Annotated in this window: 15 protein-coding genes; 4 read left to right on the forward strand and 11 right to left on the reverse strand. The window is 72.8% G+C overall.

Annotated features, from left to right (window positions below; translation table 11 throughout):
- Nucleotides 1–10: 10 nt before the first annotated feature.
- Nucleotides 11–3,307: a DUF4082 domain-containing protein gene (locus ACIPK4_RS14435; RefSeq protein ID WP_402312521.1), complete on the forward strand. Its 3,297-nt coding sequence runs from the start codon at nucleotides 11–13 to the stop codon at nucleotides 3,305–3,307.
- Nucleotides 3,304–4,350, forward strand: coding sequence for a glycosyltransferase (locus ACIPK4_RS14440; RefSeq protein ID WP_402312524.1), 1,047 nt, complete (start codon nucleotides 3,304–3,306; stop codon nucleotides 4,348–4,350). Before ACIPK4_RS14435 ends, ACIPK4_RS14440 begins: the two co-directional genes overlap by 4 nt.
- 77 nt (nucleotides 4,351–4,427) lie before the next feature.
- Here ACIPK4_RS14440 and ACIPK4_RS14445 read toward each other — a convergent pair whose 3' ends face one another.
- The gene (locus tag ACIPK4_RS14445) at nucleotides 4,428–5,114 is read right to left on the reverse strand and encodes a hypothetical protein (RefSeq protein WP_402312526.1); all 687 of its coding nucleotides are present in this window, start codon (nucleotides 5,112–5,114) and stop codon (nucleotides 4,428–4,430) included.
- 98 nt (nucleotides 5,115–5,212) lie between these two features.
- Between ACIPK4_RS14445 and ACIPK4_RS14450 the strand changes: the two genes are divergently transcribed.
- Both ACIPK4_RS14450 and ACIPK4_RS14455 read left to right on the forward strand, forming a co-directional pair.
- The gene (locus tag ACIPK4_RS14450) at nucleotides 5,213–7,237 is read left to right on the forward strand and encodes an O-antigen ligase family protein (protein ID WP_402312528.1); all 2,025 of its coding nucleotides are present in this window, start codon (nucleotides 5,213–5,215) and stop codon (nucleotides 7,235–7,237) included.
- A complete protein-coding gene (locus ACIPK4_RS14455; RefSeq protein WP_054221907.1) occupies nucleotides 7,180–8,151 on the forward strand; it encodes a glycosyltransferase in 972 nt (323 codons plus the stop codon). The genes ACIPK4_RS14450 and ACIPK4_RS14455 overlap by 58 nt, the downstream gene beginning before the upstream one ends.
- 22 nt (nucleotides 8,152–8,173) lie before the next feature.
- Here ACIPK4_RS14455 and ACIPK4_RS14460 read toward each other — a convergent pair whose 3' ends face one another.
- The 10 genes from ACIPK4_RS14460 to ACIPK4_RS14505 all read right to left on the reverse strand — a co-directional run bounded on the left by ACIPK4_RS14460 (nucleotide 8,174) and on the right by ACIPK4_RS14505 (nucleotide 19,363).
- Nucleotides 8,174–8,980, reverse strand: a complete 807-nt coding sequence (locus ACIPK4_RS14460; RefSeq protein ID WP_402312531.1) for a glycosyltransferase family 2 protein — start codon at nucleotides 8,978–8,980, stop codon at nucleotides 8,174–8,176.
- A gap of 36 nt (nucleotides 8,981–9,016) precedes the next feature.
- On the reverse strand, nucleotides 9,017–10,159 hold the full coding sequence (locus ACIPK4_RS14465; RefSeq protein WP_402312532.1) for a hypothetical protein: 1,143 nt from the start codon (nucleotides 10,157–10,159) through the stop codon (nucleotides 9,017–9,019).
- A 5-nt stretch (nucleotides 10,160–10,164) separates the two neighbouring features.
- Nucleotides 10,165–11,649, reverse strand: coding sequence for an oligosaccharide flippase family protein (locus ACIPK4_RS14470; RefSeq protein ID WP_402312535.1), 1,485 nt, complete (start codon nucleotides 11,647–11,649; stop codon nucleotides 10,165–10,167).
- Nucleotides 11,646–12,383, reverse strand: a complete 738-nt coding sequence (locus ACIPK4_RS14475) for a chain length determinant protein (RefSeq protein WP_402312538.1) — start codon at nucleotides 12,381–12,383, stop codon at nucleotides 11,646–11,648. Before ACIPK4_RS14475 ends, ACIPK4_RS14470 begins: the two co-directional genes overlap by 4 nt.
- A 103-nt stretch (nucleotides 12,384–12,486) precedes the next feature.
- Nucleotides 12,487–13,596, reverse strand: coding sequence for a non-hydrolyzing UDP-N-acetylglucosamine 2-epimerase (gene wecB / locus ACIPK4_RS14480; RefSeq protein ID WP_402312541.1), 1,110 nt, complete (start codon nucleotides 13,594–13,596; stop codon nucleotides 12,487–12,489).
- A 4-nt stretch (nucleotides 13,597–13,600) separates the two neighbouring features.
- Nucleotides 13,601–14,857, reverse strand: coding sequence for a nucleotide sugar dehydrogenase (locus tag ACIPK4_RS14485; protein ID WP_402312543.1), 1,257 nt, complete (start codon nucleotides 14,855–14,857; stop codon nucleotides 13,601–13,603).
- The gene (locus ACIPK4_RS14490; protein WP_402312545.1) at nucleotides 14,857–15,639 is read right to left on the reverse strand and encodes a WecB/TagA/CpsF family glycosyltransferase; all 783 of its coding nucleotides are present in this window, start codon (nucleotides 15,637–15,639) and stop codon (nucleotides 14,857–14,859) included. Before ACIPK4_RS14490 ends, ACIPK4_RS14485 begins: the two co-directional genes overlap by 1 nt.
- On the reverse strand, nucleotides 15,636–16,805 hold the full coding sequence (locus tag ACIPK4_RS14495; RefSeq protein ID WP_402312547.1) for a hypothetical protein: 1,170 nt from the start codon (nucleotides 16,803–16,805) through the stop codon (nucleotides 15,636–15,638). The genes ACIPK4_RS14490 and ACIPK4_RS14495 overlap by 4 nt, the downstream gene beginning before the upstream one ends.
- Before the next feature lie 426 nt (nucleotides 16,806–17,231).
- A complete protein-coding gene (locus ACIPK4_RS14500; protein ID WP_054221899.1) occupies nucleotides 17,232–17,831 on the reverse strand; it encodes an acyltransferase in 600 nt (199 codons plus the stop codon).
- 89 nt (nucleotides 17,832–17,920) lie between these two features.
- Entirely contained in the window at nucleotides 17,921–19,363 is a 1,443-nt protein-coding gene (locus tag ACIPK4_RS14505) for an alpha/beta hydrolase family protein (protein WP_402312962.1), read from the reverse strand.
- Between the last annotated feature and the right edge of the window lie 153 nt (nucleotides 19,364–19,516).

Consider the following 19,516-nt stretch of genomic DNA (forward strand, 5'->3'; position numbering starts at 1 on the left):
TGAGGTACAGATGAACAGACGGACAAGGCTGATCCGGTACGGCCTCTACAGCGTGGTCGCGGCGCTCATGACCGCGCTCTTACCCCCGGCGGTGGCGAGAGCCGTGGACCCGTGCGGTCCCGGCACCAACGCGATCGTGTGCGAGAACTCCAAACCGGGCACACCGATGTCCGACTGGTTCGCGCCCGGCGCCTACGGCGACATCAAGGGCTTCAGCACCCAGATGAGCGTCCAGGCGGGCGACACCGTGCAGTTCAAGGTGCAGTCGTCGACCCCGTACCACGTGTCGGTCTACCGGCTGGGCTACTACGGGGGCGCCGGGGCCCGACTGCTGTCGACCGCGGCACAGGCGGCGCAGACCTACCCGGCGAACTTCCTGCCGGGCGCCGGCCCGCGCAGCTGCACCACCAAACCCGCCACCGGCCTCGTCGACTGCGGCAACTGGCCCGTCACCGCGACGTGGACCGTGCCGTCCGACGCCGTATCCGGCCTGTACATCGCCAACTTCGACCAGGCGGACGGCAACGGGGTCATGCCGTACCCGTTCGTCGTCCGCAACGACTCGAGCCACTCCGACATCGTCGTCCAGACCAGCGACCAGACCTGGCAGGCGTACAACGACTACGGCGGCCAGGACCTCTACGGAGGCGGCGGCCCCGCCCCCGACGGCCGGGCCTACGAGGTCAGCTACAACCGGCCCATGGACATCGGCGGCGAGAACGGCATCTACGGCTCCGAGTACCAGATGCTGTCGTGGCTGGAGCGCAACGGCTACGACGTCAGCTACGTCTCCGGCATCGACGTGTCGACCCGGGGCGCCGCCCCGCTGCAGAACCACAAGGTCTTCATGTCCTCCGGGCACGACGAGTACTGGACGCAGGACCAGTTCACCAACGCCCTCACCGCCCGCCGGGCCGGGGTCAACCAGACGTACTTCAGCGGCAACGAGGTCTTCTGGAAGACCCGGCTGGCCCCCAGCAACGACGGCACCGGCACCGCCAACCGGACCCTGGTCTGCTACAAGGAGACCAAGCTCTCCTTCCCCCAGCCCAACGGCGTCCCCGACCCGAGCGGGATCTGGACCGGCACCTTCATGGACCCGGCCAGCTCCACGAACGGAAGGCCCTACCAGCCGCAGAACCAGCTGACCGGATCGCTGTTCAGCGTCAACGGCTACCGCAGCGACGCCATCACCGTCCCCGGCTCCTTCGCCAGGATGAGGCTGTGGCGGGGCACCACCGTCGCCGGCCTGACCCCCTCCCAGACCGCCACCTTCCCCGTCGGCACCCTCGGGTACGAGTGGGACAGCGACGTGGAGGACGCGGCCCGCCCGCCCGGCCAGATCCAGCTGTCGTCCACCACCGTCGACATCAACGACGGCAAACTGCGCCTCGACTACGGCAACACCTACGGGAACGGCACCGCCACCCACAGCCTGGTCGCCTTCCGCGACCAGACCTCGCACGCCCTCGTCTTCGGCACGGGCACCGTCCAGTGGTCCTGGGGCCTGACCAACATGCCCACGGGCAACCCGGACGACACCGTGGTCACCGAGGACAAGCGGATGCAGCAGGCCACCGTGAACGTCTTCGCCGACATGGGCGTCCAGCCCAAGTCCCTGCAGGGCAACCTGGTCACGGCCACCGCCTCCACGGACACCAGCGGCCCGGCCATCACCGTCACCAGCCCCGCGGCCGGCGCCACCGTACCCGCACTGCGCCCCGTGACCCTCACGGGCACCGCGACCGACAGCGGCGGCGGCGTGGTGGCCCGCGTGGAGGTCTCCACCGACGGCGGGACCACCTGGAAGGCCACCACCGGCATCGGGTCCTGGAGCTACAAGTGGACCCCGACGGCCCCGGGATCCGTGCAGATCAAGGTCCGCGCGGTGGACGACAGCGTCAACATCGGCGCCACCACCACCGTGCCCCTGACCGTGGGCCCCCAGCAGTGCCCCTGCACCGTCTGGCCGGCCGCGGCCGTCCCCGGAACCGTCAACGCGGGCGACGGCAGCTCCGTCGAACTCGGCGTGAAGATCCGCTCCTCGGCGCCCGGCTCGATCACGGGCGTCCGCTTCTACAAGTCCCCGGCCAACACCGGCACCCACACGGGCAGCCTGTGGAGCAGCACCGGCCAGCGCCTGGCCACCGGCACCTTCACCAACGAGACGGCGTCCGGCTGGCAACAGCTGAACTTCTCCTCGCCGGTCCCGGTCAAGGCCAACACCACTTACGTCGCCTCCTACTTCGCCCCCAACGGCGGGTACTCCTTCGACAACACCTTCGCCACCGCCGACGCGGGGCTCGCCCCGCTGACCGCGCTGAAGAGCGGCACCGACGGGGGCAACGGCGTGTACCGCTACAGCTCCACGGGCGGCTTCCCGTCCACGGCCTCGTCCGGCAGCAACTACTGGGTCGACGCCGTCCTGGACACCGCCACGGCGAGCACCACGCCGCCGTCCGTCACCTCCACCACCCCGCAGTCCGCGGCCGTCGGCACCTCGATCACCACCCAGCTGGGCGCCACCTTCAACGAGGGCATCGACGCCGACACCCTCGCCTTCACCCTCAAGGACGCCTCGGGGGCCACCGTCCCCGGCAACAAGGTCCTCAGCGCCTCCAACAGCGCCACCTTCACCCCGTCCACGGAACTCGGGCTGAACACCACCTACACGGCCTCCGTGCAGGCGGCCGACCTGTGGGGCAACACCATGGCGGCCCCCGTCAACTGGACGTTCACCACCAGCACCAGCCCGCCCACCGTCAACTGCCCCTGCACCCTGTGGGGGCCTTCGACCGTGCCCAGCACCCCGAGCGTCGCCGACGACACCAACTCCGTCGAACTGGGCACCCGCTTCCAGTCCGCCGTCAGCGGCTACGTCACCGGCATCACCTTCTACAAGGGCCCCGGGAACACCGGCACGCACACCGGCAGCCTGTGGTCGTCCACCGGCACGCTCCTGGCCACCGGCACCTTCGGCAGCGAGACCTTGTCCGGCTGGCAGCAGCTCCGCTTCGCCACTCCCGTACCCATCACCGCGGGCACCGGCTACGTGGCCTCCTACCACGCCCCGAACGGCAAGTACGCCGTGGACGGCGGCTACTTCACGGCCGCGCACCGCTCCTACCCGCTGGTCGCCCCGGCCGACGGCGGCAGCGGCGCCAACGGCCTCTACAAGTACGGTGCCTCCGCAGCCTTCCCGAACAACACCTTCGGCTCCGTGAACTACTGGGTCGGCCCGGTGTTCACCACCACGGCGCCGGCCGCTCTCGCGGCGGAGGGCTCGACGGAGGTGACCGCGCAGTGAGCACCGTCAGCGTGGTCATCCCCTGCTACAAGTACGGCCATTTCCTGGCCGACTGCGTCAAGAGCGTCCTGGACGAACAGCCCGGCGTCGACGTACGCGTACTGATCATCGACGACGCGTCGCCCGACGACTCCGCGGACGTCGCACGCGCCCTCGCGGCCGCCGACCCCCGCATCGAGGTCCGGGTCCACGAACGGAACCGGGGCCACATCGCCACCTACAACGAGGGCCTGCTGGAGTGGGCCGACGGGGACTACGTCGCCCTGCTCTCGGCCGACGACCGGCTCGTCCCCGGGGCCCTGGTGCGCGCCGCGGCCCTGCTCGACGCCCACCCCGAGGCCGGCTTCGCCTACGGCCGGCCGCTGCGGTTCCGGCACGGCGGGCCGCTGCCCGCCGCCCGCACCCGCGGTACCGGATCCGTGGTCTACCCGGGCCGGTGGTGGCTGGAGCGGCGCTTCCGGGAAGGCACCGGATGCATCACCTCACCCGAGGTGGTCGTCCGCACCAGCCTCCAGCGCAAGGTCGGCGGCTACGACCCGGACCTCCCGCACGCCGGCGACATCGAGATGTGGATGCGGCTGGCGGCCCACGCCGACGTCGGCTACGTCCGCGGAGCCGACCAGGCCTTCTACCGCGTCCACGGCGACAACATGTCCACGACGGACTTCGGCGGGCAGCTCGACGACCTGCGCCAGCGCCTCGTCGCCTTCGACTCGGTCCTGGACAAGTGCGGCGGGCTGCTCCCGGACGCCGGCCGGCTGTCGGACCTGGCGCGGACCCGCCTCGCCCGGTACGCGCTGCGCCGCGCCTACCGCGCGTACGACCGGGGGCGCACCGGCGTGGTGCCGGTCGACGAGCTGGAGGCCTTCGCGGCGCGGTGCCTGCCGGGCTACACCTCGCTCGCCGAGTACCGGGCGCTGCAGCGGCGCCGGCGCATCGGGGCCCGCGTGATGCCGTACCTCCAGCCGCTGGTGCTCTCGGCCGTCGCCGACCGGGGACGCGAGTGGCTGTGGTGGCAGTCCTGGAAACGCCGAGGGATTTGATGAACCAGCAGCACCAAGTGCACCACCTGCACCACCGCCCCGTCCCCGGGGCACCGCCGGCCCGGCGGGCCGCCGTCTCAGCGGGCCGCCGCGGCCACGGCCGGGGGCATCCTGCCCCCGGCCCGGGCACCCTCCTTCGGACCGGCGTCGGCGCTCTCGCGCCGGCGCCGGTTCCGGCGCGTCACCAGCTGATCGGTCCACAGGGCCGCCGCCACGCCGCACACCCCGGCGAGCAGCGCCGTCCCGGCCAGCGCGCGGCTCTTGGTCCCCGTCTGCGCCACGGCGGTCGGCGGCACCAGCAGGGTCACGCTCATCCGCGCCCGCTCGGGGATCTGCTGCTCGGCCTGCATCGCCGCGACGCGCTTGGTGTAGGCCTCGACGACCTTCAGCACGGCCAGGTTCGCCGCGGCGGGCTCCGCGTGCTCCGCCTGCACCTGGAGCGAGGGGATCAGATAGCGGGGGGTGACGCTGGTACCGCTGTTGCGCGGGATCAGCCGATAGGTTCCGGTCACCCCCGCAAGGCTCAGCTCGGCGGTACCGGCGGGCGATTCCAGCTGCTGCACCGCCGCGTAGGACACCGCGGCGAGCGGTGGCTGCAGATTGGCGAGCTGGTTGGGCTGGCTGCCGGTCACCGGCGGCTTGAGCACCACGATCGCCGAACTCACATAGGTCTGTTCGGGGCGGAGCACCTGCAGGGCCCCGGCGGCCGCGAGCACCGCCACCAGGAGCAGGACGTACCAGCGGCGGCGAAGCGTACGGAACAACTCACCAGGCGACACAGCATTCCTTCCGTCGCGTGCGATCTTTCCAGGACGCGGGTCGGCCCGCCATCGGTTCCGGCAGTCACGGGCAGGGGGCGTTCATGAGCATCGGTGAGATGGCGGCCGTGCTCCGGCGCCGCTGGTACGTGATGGTCCCCCTGACGGTGATCGGACTCCTCGCGGGCCTGCACCTGTACCGGTCGGTGCCCGTGGCGTACCAGTCGCAGAGCTCGGTGGCCCTGCTCGACTCCACGGCGGTGGCGGAACTGGCCCCGGCCTTCGGCAACCCCATCTCCAACGCGGGCGGTTCACTGGTCGTGACCGCCGACGTGCTGATCAGGACCCTCTCCGGCGCCGACGCGGCACGCGACCTGCAGGGGCTCGGCGTCACCGACCCCTACACGGTCGGCTTCGCCGCGAACACCTCCGGCCCCATGCTCACCCTGACCGTCACGGGCACCGACCGGGCGAAGGTCCTCAAGGAGACCAGCACCCTGACCACGTTCGCCGGCGAGCAGCTCAACGCGCTCCAGGCGGCGGCCAAGGTGCAGCCCGCGTACTTCGTGCAGACGGCGCCCGTGGTGCTCCCGCAGACCCCGGTGCCCCAGCTCAAGAGCCGCTACCAGCAGGTGCTGGGCGTCGTCATCGCGGGCGTGACCGCCGGCTTCACCCTCTCGTTCGTCACGGAGACCCTGCTGGTGGCCCGCCGGCGCCGGCGCGAGGCCGCCGCCCAGGCCGGCGCACCGAGGACGCGCCTGCGCAGGAGGCTGCCCGGCCGGACGCCGGACGCCGCCGCACTGCTCAGCGGCTACCTGGGCCTCGCCTTCTTCATCCCGTCGAACCTGACCCTGCCCGGCATGGGCGGGGTGGGCACCCCCGCCAACGTGTTCGCCCTCCTCGGCCTGTTCTGGTACCTGGCGACCTGGCTCACGGGCCGGATCCGCGCGGCCCCCGGCACCCGGCTGCCGCGCGTCGTGATGTGGCTGCTCGCCCTCTCGGTCCTGGCCTCGTACCTCGCCGACGCCACCCGGGGCAGCACGCACAAGGAGGTGCTCGGCGCGGACCGGGGCCTGATCGGCCTGCTCGTCTGGGTGTCGATCGTGGTGCTGGTCTCGGCCGGCATCCAGGACCGGGCCCGCCTCGACGTCCTGCTGCGCCGGGCCGTGGTGATGGCCTCGGTGGTGGCCGCCATCGGCTACTACGACTTCTTCACCGCGACGAACATCGCCGAACACATCAGCATCCCGGGACTCCACTCCAGCGTCGCGCAGATCACCACGCTCGACCGCGGGGCGTTCACCCGGCCGCGCTCCACCACGGCCCAGCCGCTGGAGTTCGGCGGCATGCTCGCCCTGCTGCTGCCCTTCGCCGTACAGCAGGCCTTCGACCCCGTCCGCAGCCACCTCAGCCGGTGGCGGCGCTGGGGGCCCGTGGTCCTGATGGGCGGGGCTCTGCCGCTGACGGTGTCCCGGACCTCCATCATCGGGGCGCTCATCGTGGTGCTCGTGATGGTGCCGCGCTGGAAACCGCAGCGGCGCTGGACCGCCATCGGCCTGCTGCTGGGCTCGGTGGCCTGCTTCAAGGTCCTGGTGCCCGGCCTGATCGGCACCATCACCACCCTGTTCGGGTCCTTCCTGTCGAACTCCGACAGCAGCACCCAGGCCCGCACCGTCAAGTACAGCGCGATCGTCCCCTACCTGCAGGAGCGCCCGCTGTTCGGGCGCGGCCTGGGGACCTTCACCCCGGACCTCTACTTCTTCACCGACAACCAGTACATGCTCACCCTGGCGGAGATGGGCCTGTTCGGCCTGCTCGCCCTCCTGGCGCTGTTCCTCACCGGCATCCATCAGGGCGGTGCCATCCGCCGCCTCGCCGCCGGCGAATCCGACCGGGAACTCGGCCAGGCGTTCTTCGCCTCGGCGCTCGTCGCCCTCGTCAGCAGCGCCACCTTCGACGCCCTCAGCTTCCCGATGTTCGCCGGGATGTTCTTCCTGACGATCGCCGCCGGAGGCAGTTACCTCGGCTTCATCCGGCGCAGCGCGCCGAAGCCCCGAACCGTGGAGTCCCCATGTCCTCCCGCCGCCACCCGGCCCCGCCGGCCCGAACCGGCGCAGCCGGTCCCGTAGCCGTCGTCGTCGTCACCTGGAACAGTGCCCGGGTGCTGCCCGGGTTCCTCGCCTCCCTGCCCGACGGCATGGCGGGACTCGACTGGCGCCTGGTCGTCGCCGACAACGACTCCGCCGACGACACCGTCGACGTCGTCCGCTCGCTGGCCCCCGACGCGACCGTCGTCCAGACCGGCCGCAACGCCGGCTACGCGGCCGGGGTGAACGCCGCCCTGGAGGCCGCCGCCACGTGGGAGAACGGCTTGCGCGCCGCCCTCGTGTGCAATCCGGACATCCGGATGCGGCGGGGCTGCGCCGCACTCCTCGTCGACGCGCTCGACGCCCCCCTCGCCGGCGGCCGCCGGGTCGGGATCAGCGTCCCGCTGCTGTACGAGGAGGACGGCGCCCTCCAGCACTCGCTGCGCCGCGAATCGCGCGTGACGCGGGCCCTGGGCGAAGCGGTGATCGGCAACCGGCGGGCCGGCCGCTTCCCGCGGTGGAGCGAGCTGGTCACCGACCCGGCCGCGTACGCGCGGGCGACCGTCGCCGACTGGGCTACCGGCGCCCTCATGGCCCTCTCCCGGGACTGCCTGGACGCCTGCGGCACCTGGGACGAGTCCTTCTTCCTCTACTCGGAGGAGACCGAGTACTGCCTGCGGGCCCGGGACCGGGGCTTCGCGACCCGTCTCGAACCCGCCGCCTCGGCCGTCCACCTCGGCGGCGACTCTCAGGTCTCGCCGCACCTGTGGACGCTGCTGACCCTCAACCGGGTGCGGCTATACGGCCGCCGGCACGGGGCGGCGGCGACCGCCGCCTTCCGTGGGGCCGTACTGCTGCGCGAGACCTCGCGGGCGGTCCTCGGCCGCCCGGCGAGCCTGGCCGCGGCCCGGGCCCTGGCCAGCCCGTCCGCGCTGCGGGCCACGCCCGGGCCCTGACCGGACGCGGCGCGGCCACCCGTCACCCGGAAGCCGCCGGACCGTCCCAGGCGGTGTAGAAGCTCTCCGGGTTGACCAGGTAGCGGACCGTGGCACGGGGCACGTGGCGCACCTCGTGCCGGCGGGCGTAGCGGCGTACGAGCTCCCAGTCCTCCCGCGGCAGCACCTCGGGGGTGCGCCGCAGCCGGCTGAAGTACAGGGACCGGGTGCGGCGGGCCACGAAGGCGTTGGTGTCGAGGAAGGCCTCGTGCGCGGCCCGGCGGCGGTCGAACGGCACCGACAGCACGTCCCGTTCGGAGCCGTCGGGGAGCACCCGGCGCAGCGCGGTGTACACGGCATCGGGCCCGCCGGGCGGCTCCAGCACCGCGAGGGCCTGCTCCAAGTGGTCGGGCTCCCACAGGTTGTCGTCGTCCAGGAACGCCGCGTACCGCGACCGGGTCAGCCGCAGGCCGACGTTGCGCACGACTCCCGCCGTGGCTGTGTTGCGGGCCAGCGACACGGCGAACAGCCGTGGATCAGAAGGTAGTTCGGGAAGACCGGCGCCGTCGTCGACGACGATGACCACCTGGTCGGCCACCGTCTGCGCCAGGGCCGAGCGGACCGCCGCGCGCAGCGCGTCCGGGCGCCGGTGGGTGGCGATCACGGTGGCCACCAGGGCGGCCGGCGGGCTGCCCAGGAGGGCGGCGAGCCGCGCGGTCTCCGCGTCCTCGAAGCGGCGCAGCCGCACCGCCGAGGGTGCGAGCAGGACCTTGTTCCTGGCCTCGAAGAGCACCAGCCAGCCGAAGGCCCGCTTGAGCAGCTCCCAGGGTGCCCGGGCGATGCGGCGCATGATGTCCTTTCGGTCCGGTCGTCAGGGGCACGCCGGTCAGGAGGCGGGGGCGGGGACGACGGGCCGGCCGTCGGCCGTGCGGTTGCCGCGCCACACGTTCCCGGCGCCGCCCTCGTTCCAGGCGGTGACATGTCCGTAGGCGCCGCCGTTGACGTGGTATTGGGTGGAGAACACGTTGTCCGTGACCTGGATGCCGGTGGCGCCGGGCCCGCCGCCGTAGAGGGCGTACGCCCCGCCGGCCAGCCAGTTGCCGTCCACTACCACGGACGAGACGCTGCCCGTGTCCGCGAAGAGCCCGATGGCCGCGCTGGCCCCCTGGTCCACGGGGACCGAGTTCAGCAGGGTGTTGTGGCGGACGGTCAGCCGGCCCTTGTTGCCGCCGCCGCTGATGACGGCGTCGGTGTGCTGCCATTCGCCGCCCTGGTTGCGGAAGGCGACGATGTCGTGCACGTAGTTGTCGTGCAGGTCGCCCTGGCCCATCGACAGGGCGTTGCCGAACACCGAGACGTCGCACCAGCCGACCTCGATCGGGCTGCCGCCCATGTTGGAGACCGCGTAGTCGACGCCTCCGTTGTCGGGGCCCTTGCCCGGTACGGCCGTGATGGTGGTGTGCAGCACGCGCAGGCCGCTGTAGCCGGGGCGCAGGTTGATCCCCCACCAGTTCCCGGAGGTGATCCGGCTGTCGATGACCGTCACGTCGTTGGCGTAGACGTCGAGCGAACCGTGGATGTCCCATCCCCTGATGACCGTGCCGTCGGTCTTCACCGACATGTTGCCCGTGTCGTGCCGCTCCAGCCCGATCCGCGGGCCGGTCGTGCGCGCGTCGGGGAATCCGCAGGCGCCGGGGGAGGCGCAGGGGCCCGTGGGGGGTGCCCCGCCGGTCCCCATCCCCGGAGCGGGCGGCGAGGAGGGGGAGGCGGAGGGCGGAGCCGGGCTCGCGGAGGGGCTCGGGCCGCCCGGGGCGGACGGGTCCGCGGAGGACGGGGAGTCCGAGGGTGACGACGCGGGGTGCGGTCCGGGGCCGTGGCCGGGCTCGGGGCACTGCAGGGCGCTGTCCGGGCACGGCCCGGCCGACGGCTCGCCCACGCCGGTCCGGTCGGCCTCGTACAGGGCCAGGACGACGGCCAGGACGAGCCCGGCCAGCAGCCAGGCCCTCAGGCGCCTTCGGTCGCGTGCCACCGGGCCTAGCCCCCTGCCTGCGGGGAGCCGCGCAGGAAGCCGCGGCTGGGCAGGACGCACAGCATGTAGCAGAGGGTTCCGGCGGCCCCGGTCGCGAGGAGGGCGAGGACCCCGTCGCCGAGGAGCCGTTCCAGACCGAGGACCACCGCGGCCATCACGGCGCCGCCGAGGAACGGCCAGGCGCAGGCCCGTGCCACGGTCCGCAGGCCGACGCCGCCGCGGTGCAGCGCGACGAGGAACACGGGCACCACGACGAGGCAGGCCACCAGGACGTGCCCCTGGGCCACCCCCACGATCCCGCCGGCCCCCGCCCCGACCACCAGGGCGGGGACCAGGACGGCGAGCCAGAGCCCCTGGACACCGATCAGGGAGCGGCGCCGGCCGATGGCCACCAGGCAGTCGTAGGCCAGCTCACAGCCGATCCGGACCAGGCCGAGCGCCATCAGCCAGGGCAGCGCGGCGGCCGCCGGCAGCCAGCGGTCCCCGTACACGAGCCCGATGACCGGCGAGGCCAGGACGGCCAGCAGCACGCACAGCGGGACGGTGCCCGTCATCACCACGCCCAGGGCGCGGCCGAACCCGCCGGCCAGCGCCCCCGGCGCGTCGGCCAGCCGGGAGAACCCGGCGAACGAGACCCGCCGGGCCGCCTCGGAGATGATCCGCACGGGCCAGCCGGAGATGTTGAAGGCGAGTACGTAGAAGCCGAGGGCGAGCTGGTCGAGGGCGGACCCGACCACCATGGTGTCCACGTTGACGACGCCGAGGGCGAGCATGCTGGCCCCGGCGAGCGGAAGCCCGAACCGCAGCAGCTCCCGGGCCTGTTCCCGGTCCCAGCCGAACCGCAGCGTGCCGGGCGCGGCGAGGCAGCACCCGGCGAGGGCGGCCGCGTTCCCGGCGACGGAGCCCCAGGCGAAGCTCATCGCCCCCCATCCCTCGACGGCCAGCAGCAGGGTCACGCCGGTGCTGAGGAGGAAGTTGACGGCGTCGATGGCCATCCGCCGGCCCTGGGCGAACTCCCGGGTGAGGAACCCGGCGGGCACCTGCGAGAGGCCGTCGAGGACCACGCACACGCACATCACCCGCAGGATGCCGGAGGCCTCGGGCGAGCCCAGCACCCGGGCGACCGCGGGGGCCGCCGCGAACAGCACGGCGTACAGCAGGCAGCTGGAGGTGACGCTGAGGGTCAGCACCGTCGGGGCGAAGCGGCGCGGGTCGCCCTCCCAGCGCACGATGGCGAGGGAGACGCCGAGCTCGTTCGCGGAGAGCAGGACCAGCAGCACGGTCTGGGCGATCCCGTACACGCCCCAGGCCTCGGGACCGAGGAAGAAGCGGGCCAGGACGATGCCGGTGACGAAGTTGCCGAGGCGCATGACCACGGTGTTGACCAGGCTCCACCGGGCGGCGGAACCGACCTTGCGGCCCAGCGAGGGCGGCGCGGGCGGCGCCTGCACACCGGTGTCGCTTCCGGTGTCGGTCCCCGGGCCGGTCACGGTGTTCCGGCGGAGGCTCGGGCGGTACGGTCACTGCCGTCCCCGGGGTCCGGCGCGCCGGGCAGGGTGGTGGACCCGGTGGTCGCGGACGCCGGCGCGTCGGACGGCGCGGGCCGGTGCCGGCCCGGCTTGTCCGACCTGCGGCGCCGGGCCTCCACGAAGAAGGTGGCCACCAGGCTCAGTACGAAGCCCAGCACCCCCGCCATGATCAGGTACTGCAGCCGGGTCTTGGTCTGCGCCTCCGGCTTCTGGGGCGGGACGATCGTCGCCATCCGGATCATGGCTTCGGGTGTCACCGACTGCTGGGCCTGGAACTCCTGGAGCCGCTTCTCGGCGTAGGCGGTGAACACCTCGTCCGACTTCAGGACGGCGGCCGGATCGGTTCCGGTGACGCTCAGCCACATGAAGGGCCCCTGGGCGTTGTCGGCGATCTTCGCCTCGTACTCCTGGGTGACGCCGCGGGACCTGAGGTCGCGTCGGGAGTCGTCGGAGTTGAGGTTGCGCGCCAGGCCGTCGGCCATGCCGGTGAGCGAGGCCTGGGTGCTGAGGAAGGGGTTGCCGTCGAAGGCCACCGTGGCCTTCTTCGAGTTCAGGAGCGTCACCGTGCTCTGTGACCGGTACTCCACCGGGACCAGCACGTAGACGCCTGCGACGAGCGCGGCCGTGAGCAGCAGTCCGGGCAGCAGCACGTACCAGCGCCTGCGCATGACCCGCCAGATCTCCGCGAGATCCATGGTCTTCCCCCTCGCGGCGGCGTCGTGTCCTGTACGCGCCGCCGCCCTTTCATTGCGGTGGTTACGGTTGTCGCGTTCTTGCCGTGGCGTGTGGTCGCCGGTGTCACGGGGCGAGGTCGGTGGGCCTCGGCCGGGTCCGTGCGGAACCGCCGTCCAGCAGGACCCGGGCGATCCGCTCGCTCGCGCGGCCGTCCCACAGCTCGGGGCAGCGCGGGGCCGGCGGATCGTCCAGCACCCGGTGCACCGTGGCCGTGATGTGCGCCGGATCGGTGCCCGCCAGGACGTTGGTGCCCTCCTCGACGGTGATCGGCCGCTCGGTGTTCTCCCGCAGCGTCACGCAGGGCACACCGAGCGCCGTGGTCTCCTCCTGGACGCCCCCCGAGTCGGTGAGCACCACCCGGGCGGAGTCCTGGAGCGCGATGAAGTCCAGGTATCCGGCCGCCGGTACGACCCGGATCCCGGCGGGGACCCCGATCTCCGCCAGCCGCTGTGCCGCCCGCGGGTGCACGGGCAGCAGCAGCGGGCAGCGGTCGGCGGTCTCGCCCAGCGCCTTCAGCAGCCCGCGCAGCGCCGCGGGGTCGTCGACGTTGGCCGGCCGGTGCAGGGTGACCAGGCCGTATCCGCCCCGGGTGAGCCCGTACCGGTCCAGGACGTCGGAGGCCCGGGCCCGTTCGAGGTTGGCGAGCAGGGTGTCGATCATGACGTTGCCGACGACGTGGATCTGGTCCTCCCGGTACCCCTCCGACCGCAGGTTCGCGGCGGCGTCGGGGGAGGGGGCCAGCAGGTAGTCGCTGACCCGGTCGGTGGCGACCCGGTTGACCTCCTCCGGCATGCTCCAGTCCCGGCTGCGCAGGCCCGCCTCCACATGGGCCAGCAGCGGTCCGGCCTTCGCGGTGACCAGGGCGCAGGCCAGCGTGGAGTTGATGTCGCCGACCACCACCACCGCGTCCGGGGCCAGCTCGTCGACGAGCGGCTCGAAGGCCGCCATCACCCGGCCGGTCTGCTGGGCGTGGGTGCCGGACCCGGCGCCCAGGTACCGGTCCGGGGGACGGATGCCGAGGTCGCGGAAGAACACGTCGTTCATGGACTCGTCGTAGTGCTGTCCGGTGTGGACGAGGACCACCTCGGCGCCGTGGCGCTCCAGCGCGTCCATCACCGGCTTGATCTTCATGTAGTTGGGCCGTGCTCCGGCCACGCAGATGATCCTGGGCATGGTGTCAGAGCACCTCCACGCCGGGTCCGGAGAGCCGGTTGCGGCAGTCGAGCACGAAGGAGGCGTGCTCGGTGACCATCGCGTAGTCGAAGGAGTCGTGGTCGGTGAGCAGGACGACCACGTCGGCCGCCGTGAGCTCCTTGCGGGTCGGTTCGACCCGCACCAGGCGGGAGTCGACCTTGATGCCCTCCACCACGTGCGGATCGGCCGCGCGCACCTTGGCGCCCATGTCCAGGAGCAGCTGCGCGACGCGTACCGCCGGCGACTCCCGGGCGTCGCCGGTGTTCTTCTTGTACGCCAGCCCGAGCAGCAGGATCTTGGACCCGTTCACCGAGCGGCGCTTCGTGTTGAGCGCGTCCATGACACGGCGGGCCACGTACTCGGGCATGTGACTGTTGATGTCGTTGGCCAGCTCGACGAAGCGGAAGCTCTGGCCGAGCTCGCGCTGCACCCGCCAGGACAGGTACGACGGGTCGATCGGCAGGCAGTGGCCGCCGACCCCGGGGCCCGGGGTGAACTTCATGAAGCCGAACGGCTTGCTGGAGGCGGCCTCGATGGCCTGCCACACGTCGATGTCGAGGTGGCGGGCGAACATGGCTATCTCGTTGACCAGGGCGATGTTCACGTGCCGGAAGGTGTTCTCCAGCAGCTTGGCCAGTTCGGCCTCCTTGGGGGAGCGCACCGGCACCGTCTTGTCGACGAGCTGTGCGTAGAAGGACTCCACGGCCTTGAGGGAGGCGGCGTCCACTCCGGAGACGACCTTGGGCGTCTGCTGGAAACCCCAGACGGTGTTGCCCGGGTCGATGCGCTCGGGGCTGTAGCCGAGGTGGAAGTCGACGCCGGCGGTGAGGCCCGAACCGTCCTCCAGGATCGGGCCGAACAACTCCTCGGTGGTGCCCGGGTAGGTGGTGGATTCGAGGACGACGGTCGCCCCGGGCCGCAGGTAGCGGGCCAGGGTGTGCGCCGACTCCTCGATGTAGCGCAGGTCGGGGGCACCGTCCTGTAAGGGGGTGGGGACCGTGACGACCGCGACGTCGAACCCGCCGCAGTCGCGCGCGAGTTCACTCGGCGTGTAGGTCCCGCGCTCCAGCGCCCGGGTCAGCCGTTCGGAGGAGACGTCCTCCACGTACGACTCGCCGGCGGTGAGGCTCTTGACCCGCCGGGCGTCCACGTCGTACCCGGTCACCTGGTGCCCGACCTCGGCGGCCCTGATGGCCAGCGGGAGGCCGACGTATCCCTGTCCCACGACGACGACGCGCATCAGTGACTCCTGTTCGCGGAACCGGCAGACGGTGTACGGCGGATGAGTTCCCGCACCGTCATGAGGAGGAAGGCGGTGTTGGTGGTGAGGTAGCGCTTGCCGAGGCGGCGCGGCTCCTGCAGGGCGCGGTAGAACCATTCGAGGCCCATGCGCTGCCAGACCGCGGGGGCCCGCTTGGTGACGCCGGCCAGGATGTCGAAGGAGCCTCCGACGCCGTGCACGACGTGGGCTCCGGTGCGCCTGCCGTAGCCGGCGGTGAAGATCTCCTTCTTGGGCGAGGTCATGCCGAGGAACAGCAGCCGGGCGCCGCTGTCCGCGACGGCGTCGGCGATCGGGCCCTGGTCGGCGTCGTCGAAGTAGCCGTTGCGGCTGCCGGCCACGCGCAGGGCCGGGAAGCGCTCGGCGATCCGGGCGAGCATCAGCTCCAGTACGTCCTGCCGGGCGCCGAGCAGGTAGACGGGGACGTCCGCGGTCTCTGCGGCGGCCAGCAGCCGCATGAACAGGTCGATTCCCGCGACCCGTTCGGGGAGCCGCACGCCCAGGACCCGGCCGGCCCACACCACGGCCTGGCCGTCGGCCAGGACGAGGTCGCAGCCGGAGACGGCTGCCGCGAGGCGCGGATCGCGGCGCATGTTGACCAGTTTGGCGGCGTTGACCATGCCGATCTCGATCTGTTCGCCGCGCCGCACCGCCTCCAGGCAGCGCTGCACGGTCTCGTCCATGGTCAGGGCGTCGAGGGTGACCCCGAACAGGGTCTGGCGCGGGGGTGCTTGCAGGTTCATCTCCGCGGTCCCCCGAGCCAGGCGTGAAGCAGCCAGCCGAACTCGTACGGACGGCACTCGCGGTCGATCACGACGGGGCGGAACATCCGGTCGAGCGGGGCGAGCCGGGCCTGCGGCGCCACCTTGGTGGTGAGCCCGCGGGCGGCGCGTACGGCCTTGGCGGGGTCGCCGCGGTGGACCTTGCGCCAGGTGACGCCGTACTTTTCGAGGATCATGGGCTCGCGCGGCGTGCCGTCGGGCCCGCTGATCTCCGGGACGTCCGTCATCCAGCGCAGCCCCCGGCGGACGGCGGCGCCGAAGTCGGTGCCGCCCGCGTCGGCGAGGTCGAAGAGCGCCGTCGGGGCCATGGCGTGCTGGTGAACGCTGTAGACGGGGTACCCCTCCACCACGCCGCCCGTGCGGGCGTCGTAGTGCCACCACCACTGTCCGCCGTCGCCCTGCAGTGCGCAGATCCGCGCGGCGCAGGCGTCGGCGGCCGCGAGGGCCTCCGGGTCCGAACCGCTCGCGTGCAGCCGGGCCAGTGCCTGCAGCGGATACGTCTGGTCGGCGAAGCAGGCCACGTGCGAGCGGTATCCGGGGACCAGCCCCGGCCCGGTGGCGTGCGGGAACAGCGGGCCGCCCTCCGCCCTGGCCGAGAGGAGGCGGTCGCGGGCCGCCGCCAGGCGGTCCTCCACGTCCACCGCGGTGCGGGCCGCGGTGAGGGCGGAGAGCACCCACGCGGCCTCGACGGTGTACTGCGGACGTTCGGGGACGTCCAGAGCGGCCACCCGGGCGAGGGCGTCCGCCAGCTTGGGGTGGCCGGTCTCGGCCGCGGCCCAGGCGATGAGCGCCGCGTCGCCGAGGTTGGTCACCGCGGGGAGCTGTTCCACCAGCAGGCCCGTGTACTCCTCGACGGTGTGTCCGCCGAACAGCGGGCGCTGCCGGTCCTCGGGCAGGAACCGCGCCCCCAGCGCGGTGATGGCCGCGTACCGCGTGCTGGTTCCGCGCGACTGCGTCCGGCGGACGCCGTCGGAGGTGACCGTGCCCACCCGGGTGAAGACGAAGGTGTCGGCTTCCGGCAGGTACATCGCGGGCAGTCCCGCCTCGGCCAGCGCGAGCAGCCGTTCGGCGAGCGCGTGCAGCGACGGGTCCTCGTGGGCCAGTGCCTCTAATCGTGTGGTGTTCACCGGGTCCCCACCCCGGTTCCCCCTGTGCTGCGCGCACTTCGTATGTCCGAGCTGTACGGCTCCAACACACCTACCCCCTCTGATCGCTCCTCGGACAGACCTGGCGGTCGTCGTTCCGCGGAAGGGAGTGCGCATGACGGCGCACGTGCCGGCGGTGTGTTCCCCCCGATGGCACGAACCGTCCGGGGCCGCCCACTGGATCCCCCCAGCGATGCCCCGGACCGGAGCACGCGGACGGCAGCGTCGGGCGGGCGCGTAGCGCGCCGTCCGTCACCTGGTCCGCGATGCCCTCGTCGTGTACAACCCCCCACTGAACAAAGCCTGTTGCCTGCTCAGATCCCGTGTACAGGGACAAGGTATGCCCAAGGGTGTTCGCTGATTGCGGTTTTGAGGAAATGCCACCGACCCAAATTTGTCGACGAACCGTCAGTTCCGCTCCAGCAGGCCGCCGTCCTTCTCGTCGTGCAGCGCCCCGGTGCGCGGGCACTGCCACACCCCCGGTTCACCCTCCCGTTCCACCAGGCGCACCCCGGCCCGGCCCACCCACCCGATACGGCGCGCCGGTACGCCTGCGACCAGTGCGAAGTCCGGTACGTCCCGGGACACGACCGCGCCGGCCGCGACCAGTGCCCACCGTCCGATGCGTACCCCGGCCACGCACACGGACCGGGCCCCCAGCGAGGCCCCCTCGTCCACCACGACACCGGCGGCCTCCCAGTCGCCGCCGCGCTTGAGCCGGCCGTCCGGATCGACCGCCCGCGGGTAGAAGTCGTTGGTGAGCACGGCCGCCGGCCCGATGAACACGCCGTCGCCGAGTACGGCGGGTTCGTAGACGAGGGCGTGGTTCTGGAGCTTCACGTTGTCGCCGATCCGCACACCGGGTCCGACGTACGCCCCCCGCCCCACGATGCAGTCGCGGCCGAGCCGCGCGTCCTCCCGTACCTGCGCCAGATCCCAGACCGTGGTCCCGTCACCGAGTTCGGCGCTCTCGTCGACCTGGGAGGAGGGTTGAATGCGGATGCTCACGCGGTGGTCCCCTTACGGCTTGAGGTGCGGACGTAAGGGGGGAGCATATGTGCCGCGGGAGTCGCCCACCCGGGAGATCAACCGACTGTTCACGCACCGGACCCGGGGTGGACGACGAGGGTGCCGTAGGCCGACAGGGCCGTGGCGGGGTCGGCCGGGCCGCCCGTGCTCCCCGGGCCGTCCGCGTGGTGGCGCAGGGTGCTGTCGAGGAAGACGAGGCTGGCGGCGGCGGTGATGCGCAGCCCCTCCGTGCGGTCCGGGGAGCCGACGAGGGAGGGGACGGGCGGCAGGTAGAGCGGCGCGTCGGTGAAGGTGAGGTGCGCGGCTCCGGGGACGGTCAGCCGGTAGCTCGTCGCGCTGCTGAGCGCGAGGACACGGGTGAGGGCGGGCAGGTAATCCGGGTCGGTGTCCGGACCGATGGCCTGGGTGAGCGCGAGCACCGGCTGCCGGAAGGGCTGGGGACCGGGGTCGTGGGGGTACCCGTCCAGGTCGATGACGGCGGCGAACCCGGGGTCCTGGCGGGCCGCCTGCAGGGCCGCACCCCCGCCGATCGAGTGGCCGGCCACCGCGACGCGGCCGGTGTCGAGGCGCCCCGCGAGGGGACCGGCGATCGCGCCGCCGTCCACGCGCTCCAACCGGGCCCGCACGAAGCTCAGATCGGCGGCGCGCACCGCCGTCCACGCGGCCGCCCGCCTCTCGTCCTCCACCGCGTCACCGGTCGCCGAGACCTCCGTACGGACCGTGCGGCCGTCCGAGAGGACCACCGCCGCCGAGTCGTAGGGGTGGTCGAGGCCGACGACGACGTAGCCGTGGCTCGCCAGCTCCTCCGCCCAGGCGGTGTTCTGGGCCCGCACGCCGCCCAGCCCGGGGGAGAACAGCACGACGGGGAACCTCTCCCCGTCGCCCGCCGCCGCGGCGTCGTACACCGCATGCGTACGGGCGCGCGGCAGGCCGTCCAGCAGCATGCCGGGAAGTCCGGCGTACTCGGCGAGCGCCCCGGAGACCACGCGCGACTCGCGCTCCGTGCGTCCCAGGTACGGGGCGCGCCGACTGCCCGGGGGGCTCTGCCGGGCGGGATACCAGAACTGTGCGACGACCGTACGCCGGTCCTCGGGCGCGGCGGTGGCGGTCTCGGGGCGCGCCGGGTCGGTCAGTTCCAGCACGCTGGTGCCCACCGCGAACCGGCCGGTCGGCTCGGGGAACACCGGCGTGGGCAGCGCCCAGGCCGCTGCCGCACCGGCGGCGACCAGGGCGAGGCCCGTCACCGACCCCGGCAGCGCCAGCCACCACGGAGCCCGGCGCGTACGCTGCCGCAGCAGCGGCGCCAGCGCGAAGGGGAGGGCGACGGCCGCGCCGGCCAGCACCGGCACCATCTGCCACCGCATCCCGAGGACGCCCAGCACGGCCCCCGCCACCGCGACGACGGCCACCGCGCCCACGGTGACGGGCCGCCGCGGACGCGGCGGAAGCCACCGCGCCAGCACCAGCGCGACGGCAGCGAGCACCAGAAGCCATTCCCACGGGTTCATCATCTTCACCTCGCCATGGTCTTGGCCCGCCCGGACCGGGGCGTGCCCCCCCGGGGGGGGGGGGCCCCCACAAACAAACAGCCGCGGGCCCCCCCCCCCCCGGGGGGCCCCCCCCCGCGGTGGGGGGTAGTGTTTGATTTTGAGGGGGGGCCCCCC

The organism is Streptomyces sp. NPDC086989 (assembly GCF_044745505.1).
Classification (GTDB): domain Bacteria; phylum Actinomycetota; class Actinomycetes; order Streptomycetales; family Streptomycetaceae; genus Streptomyces.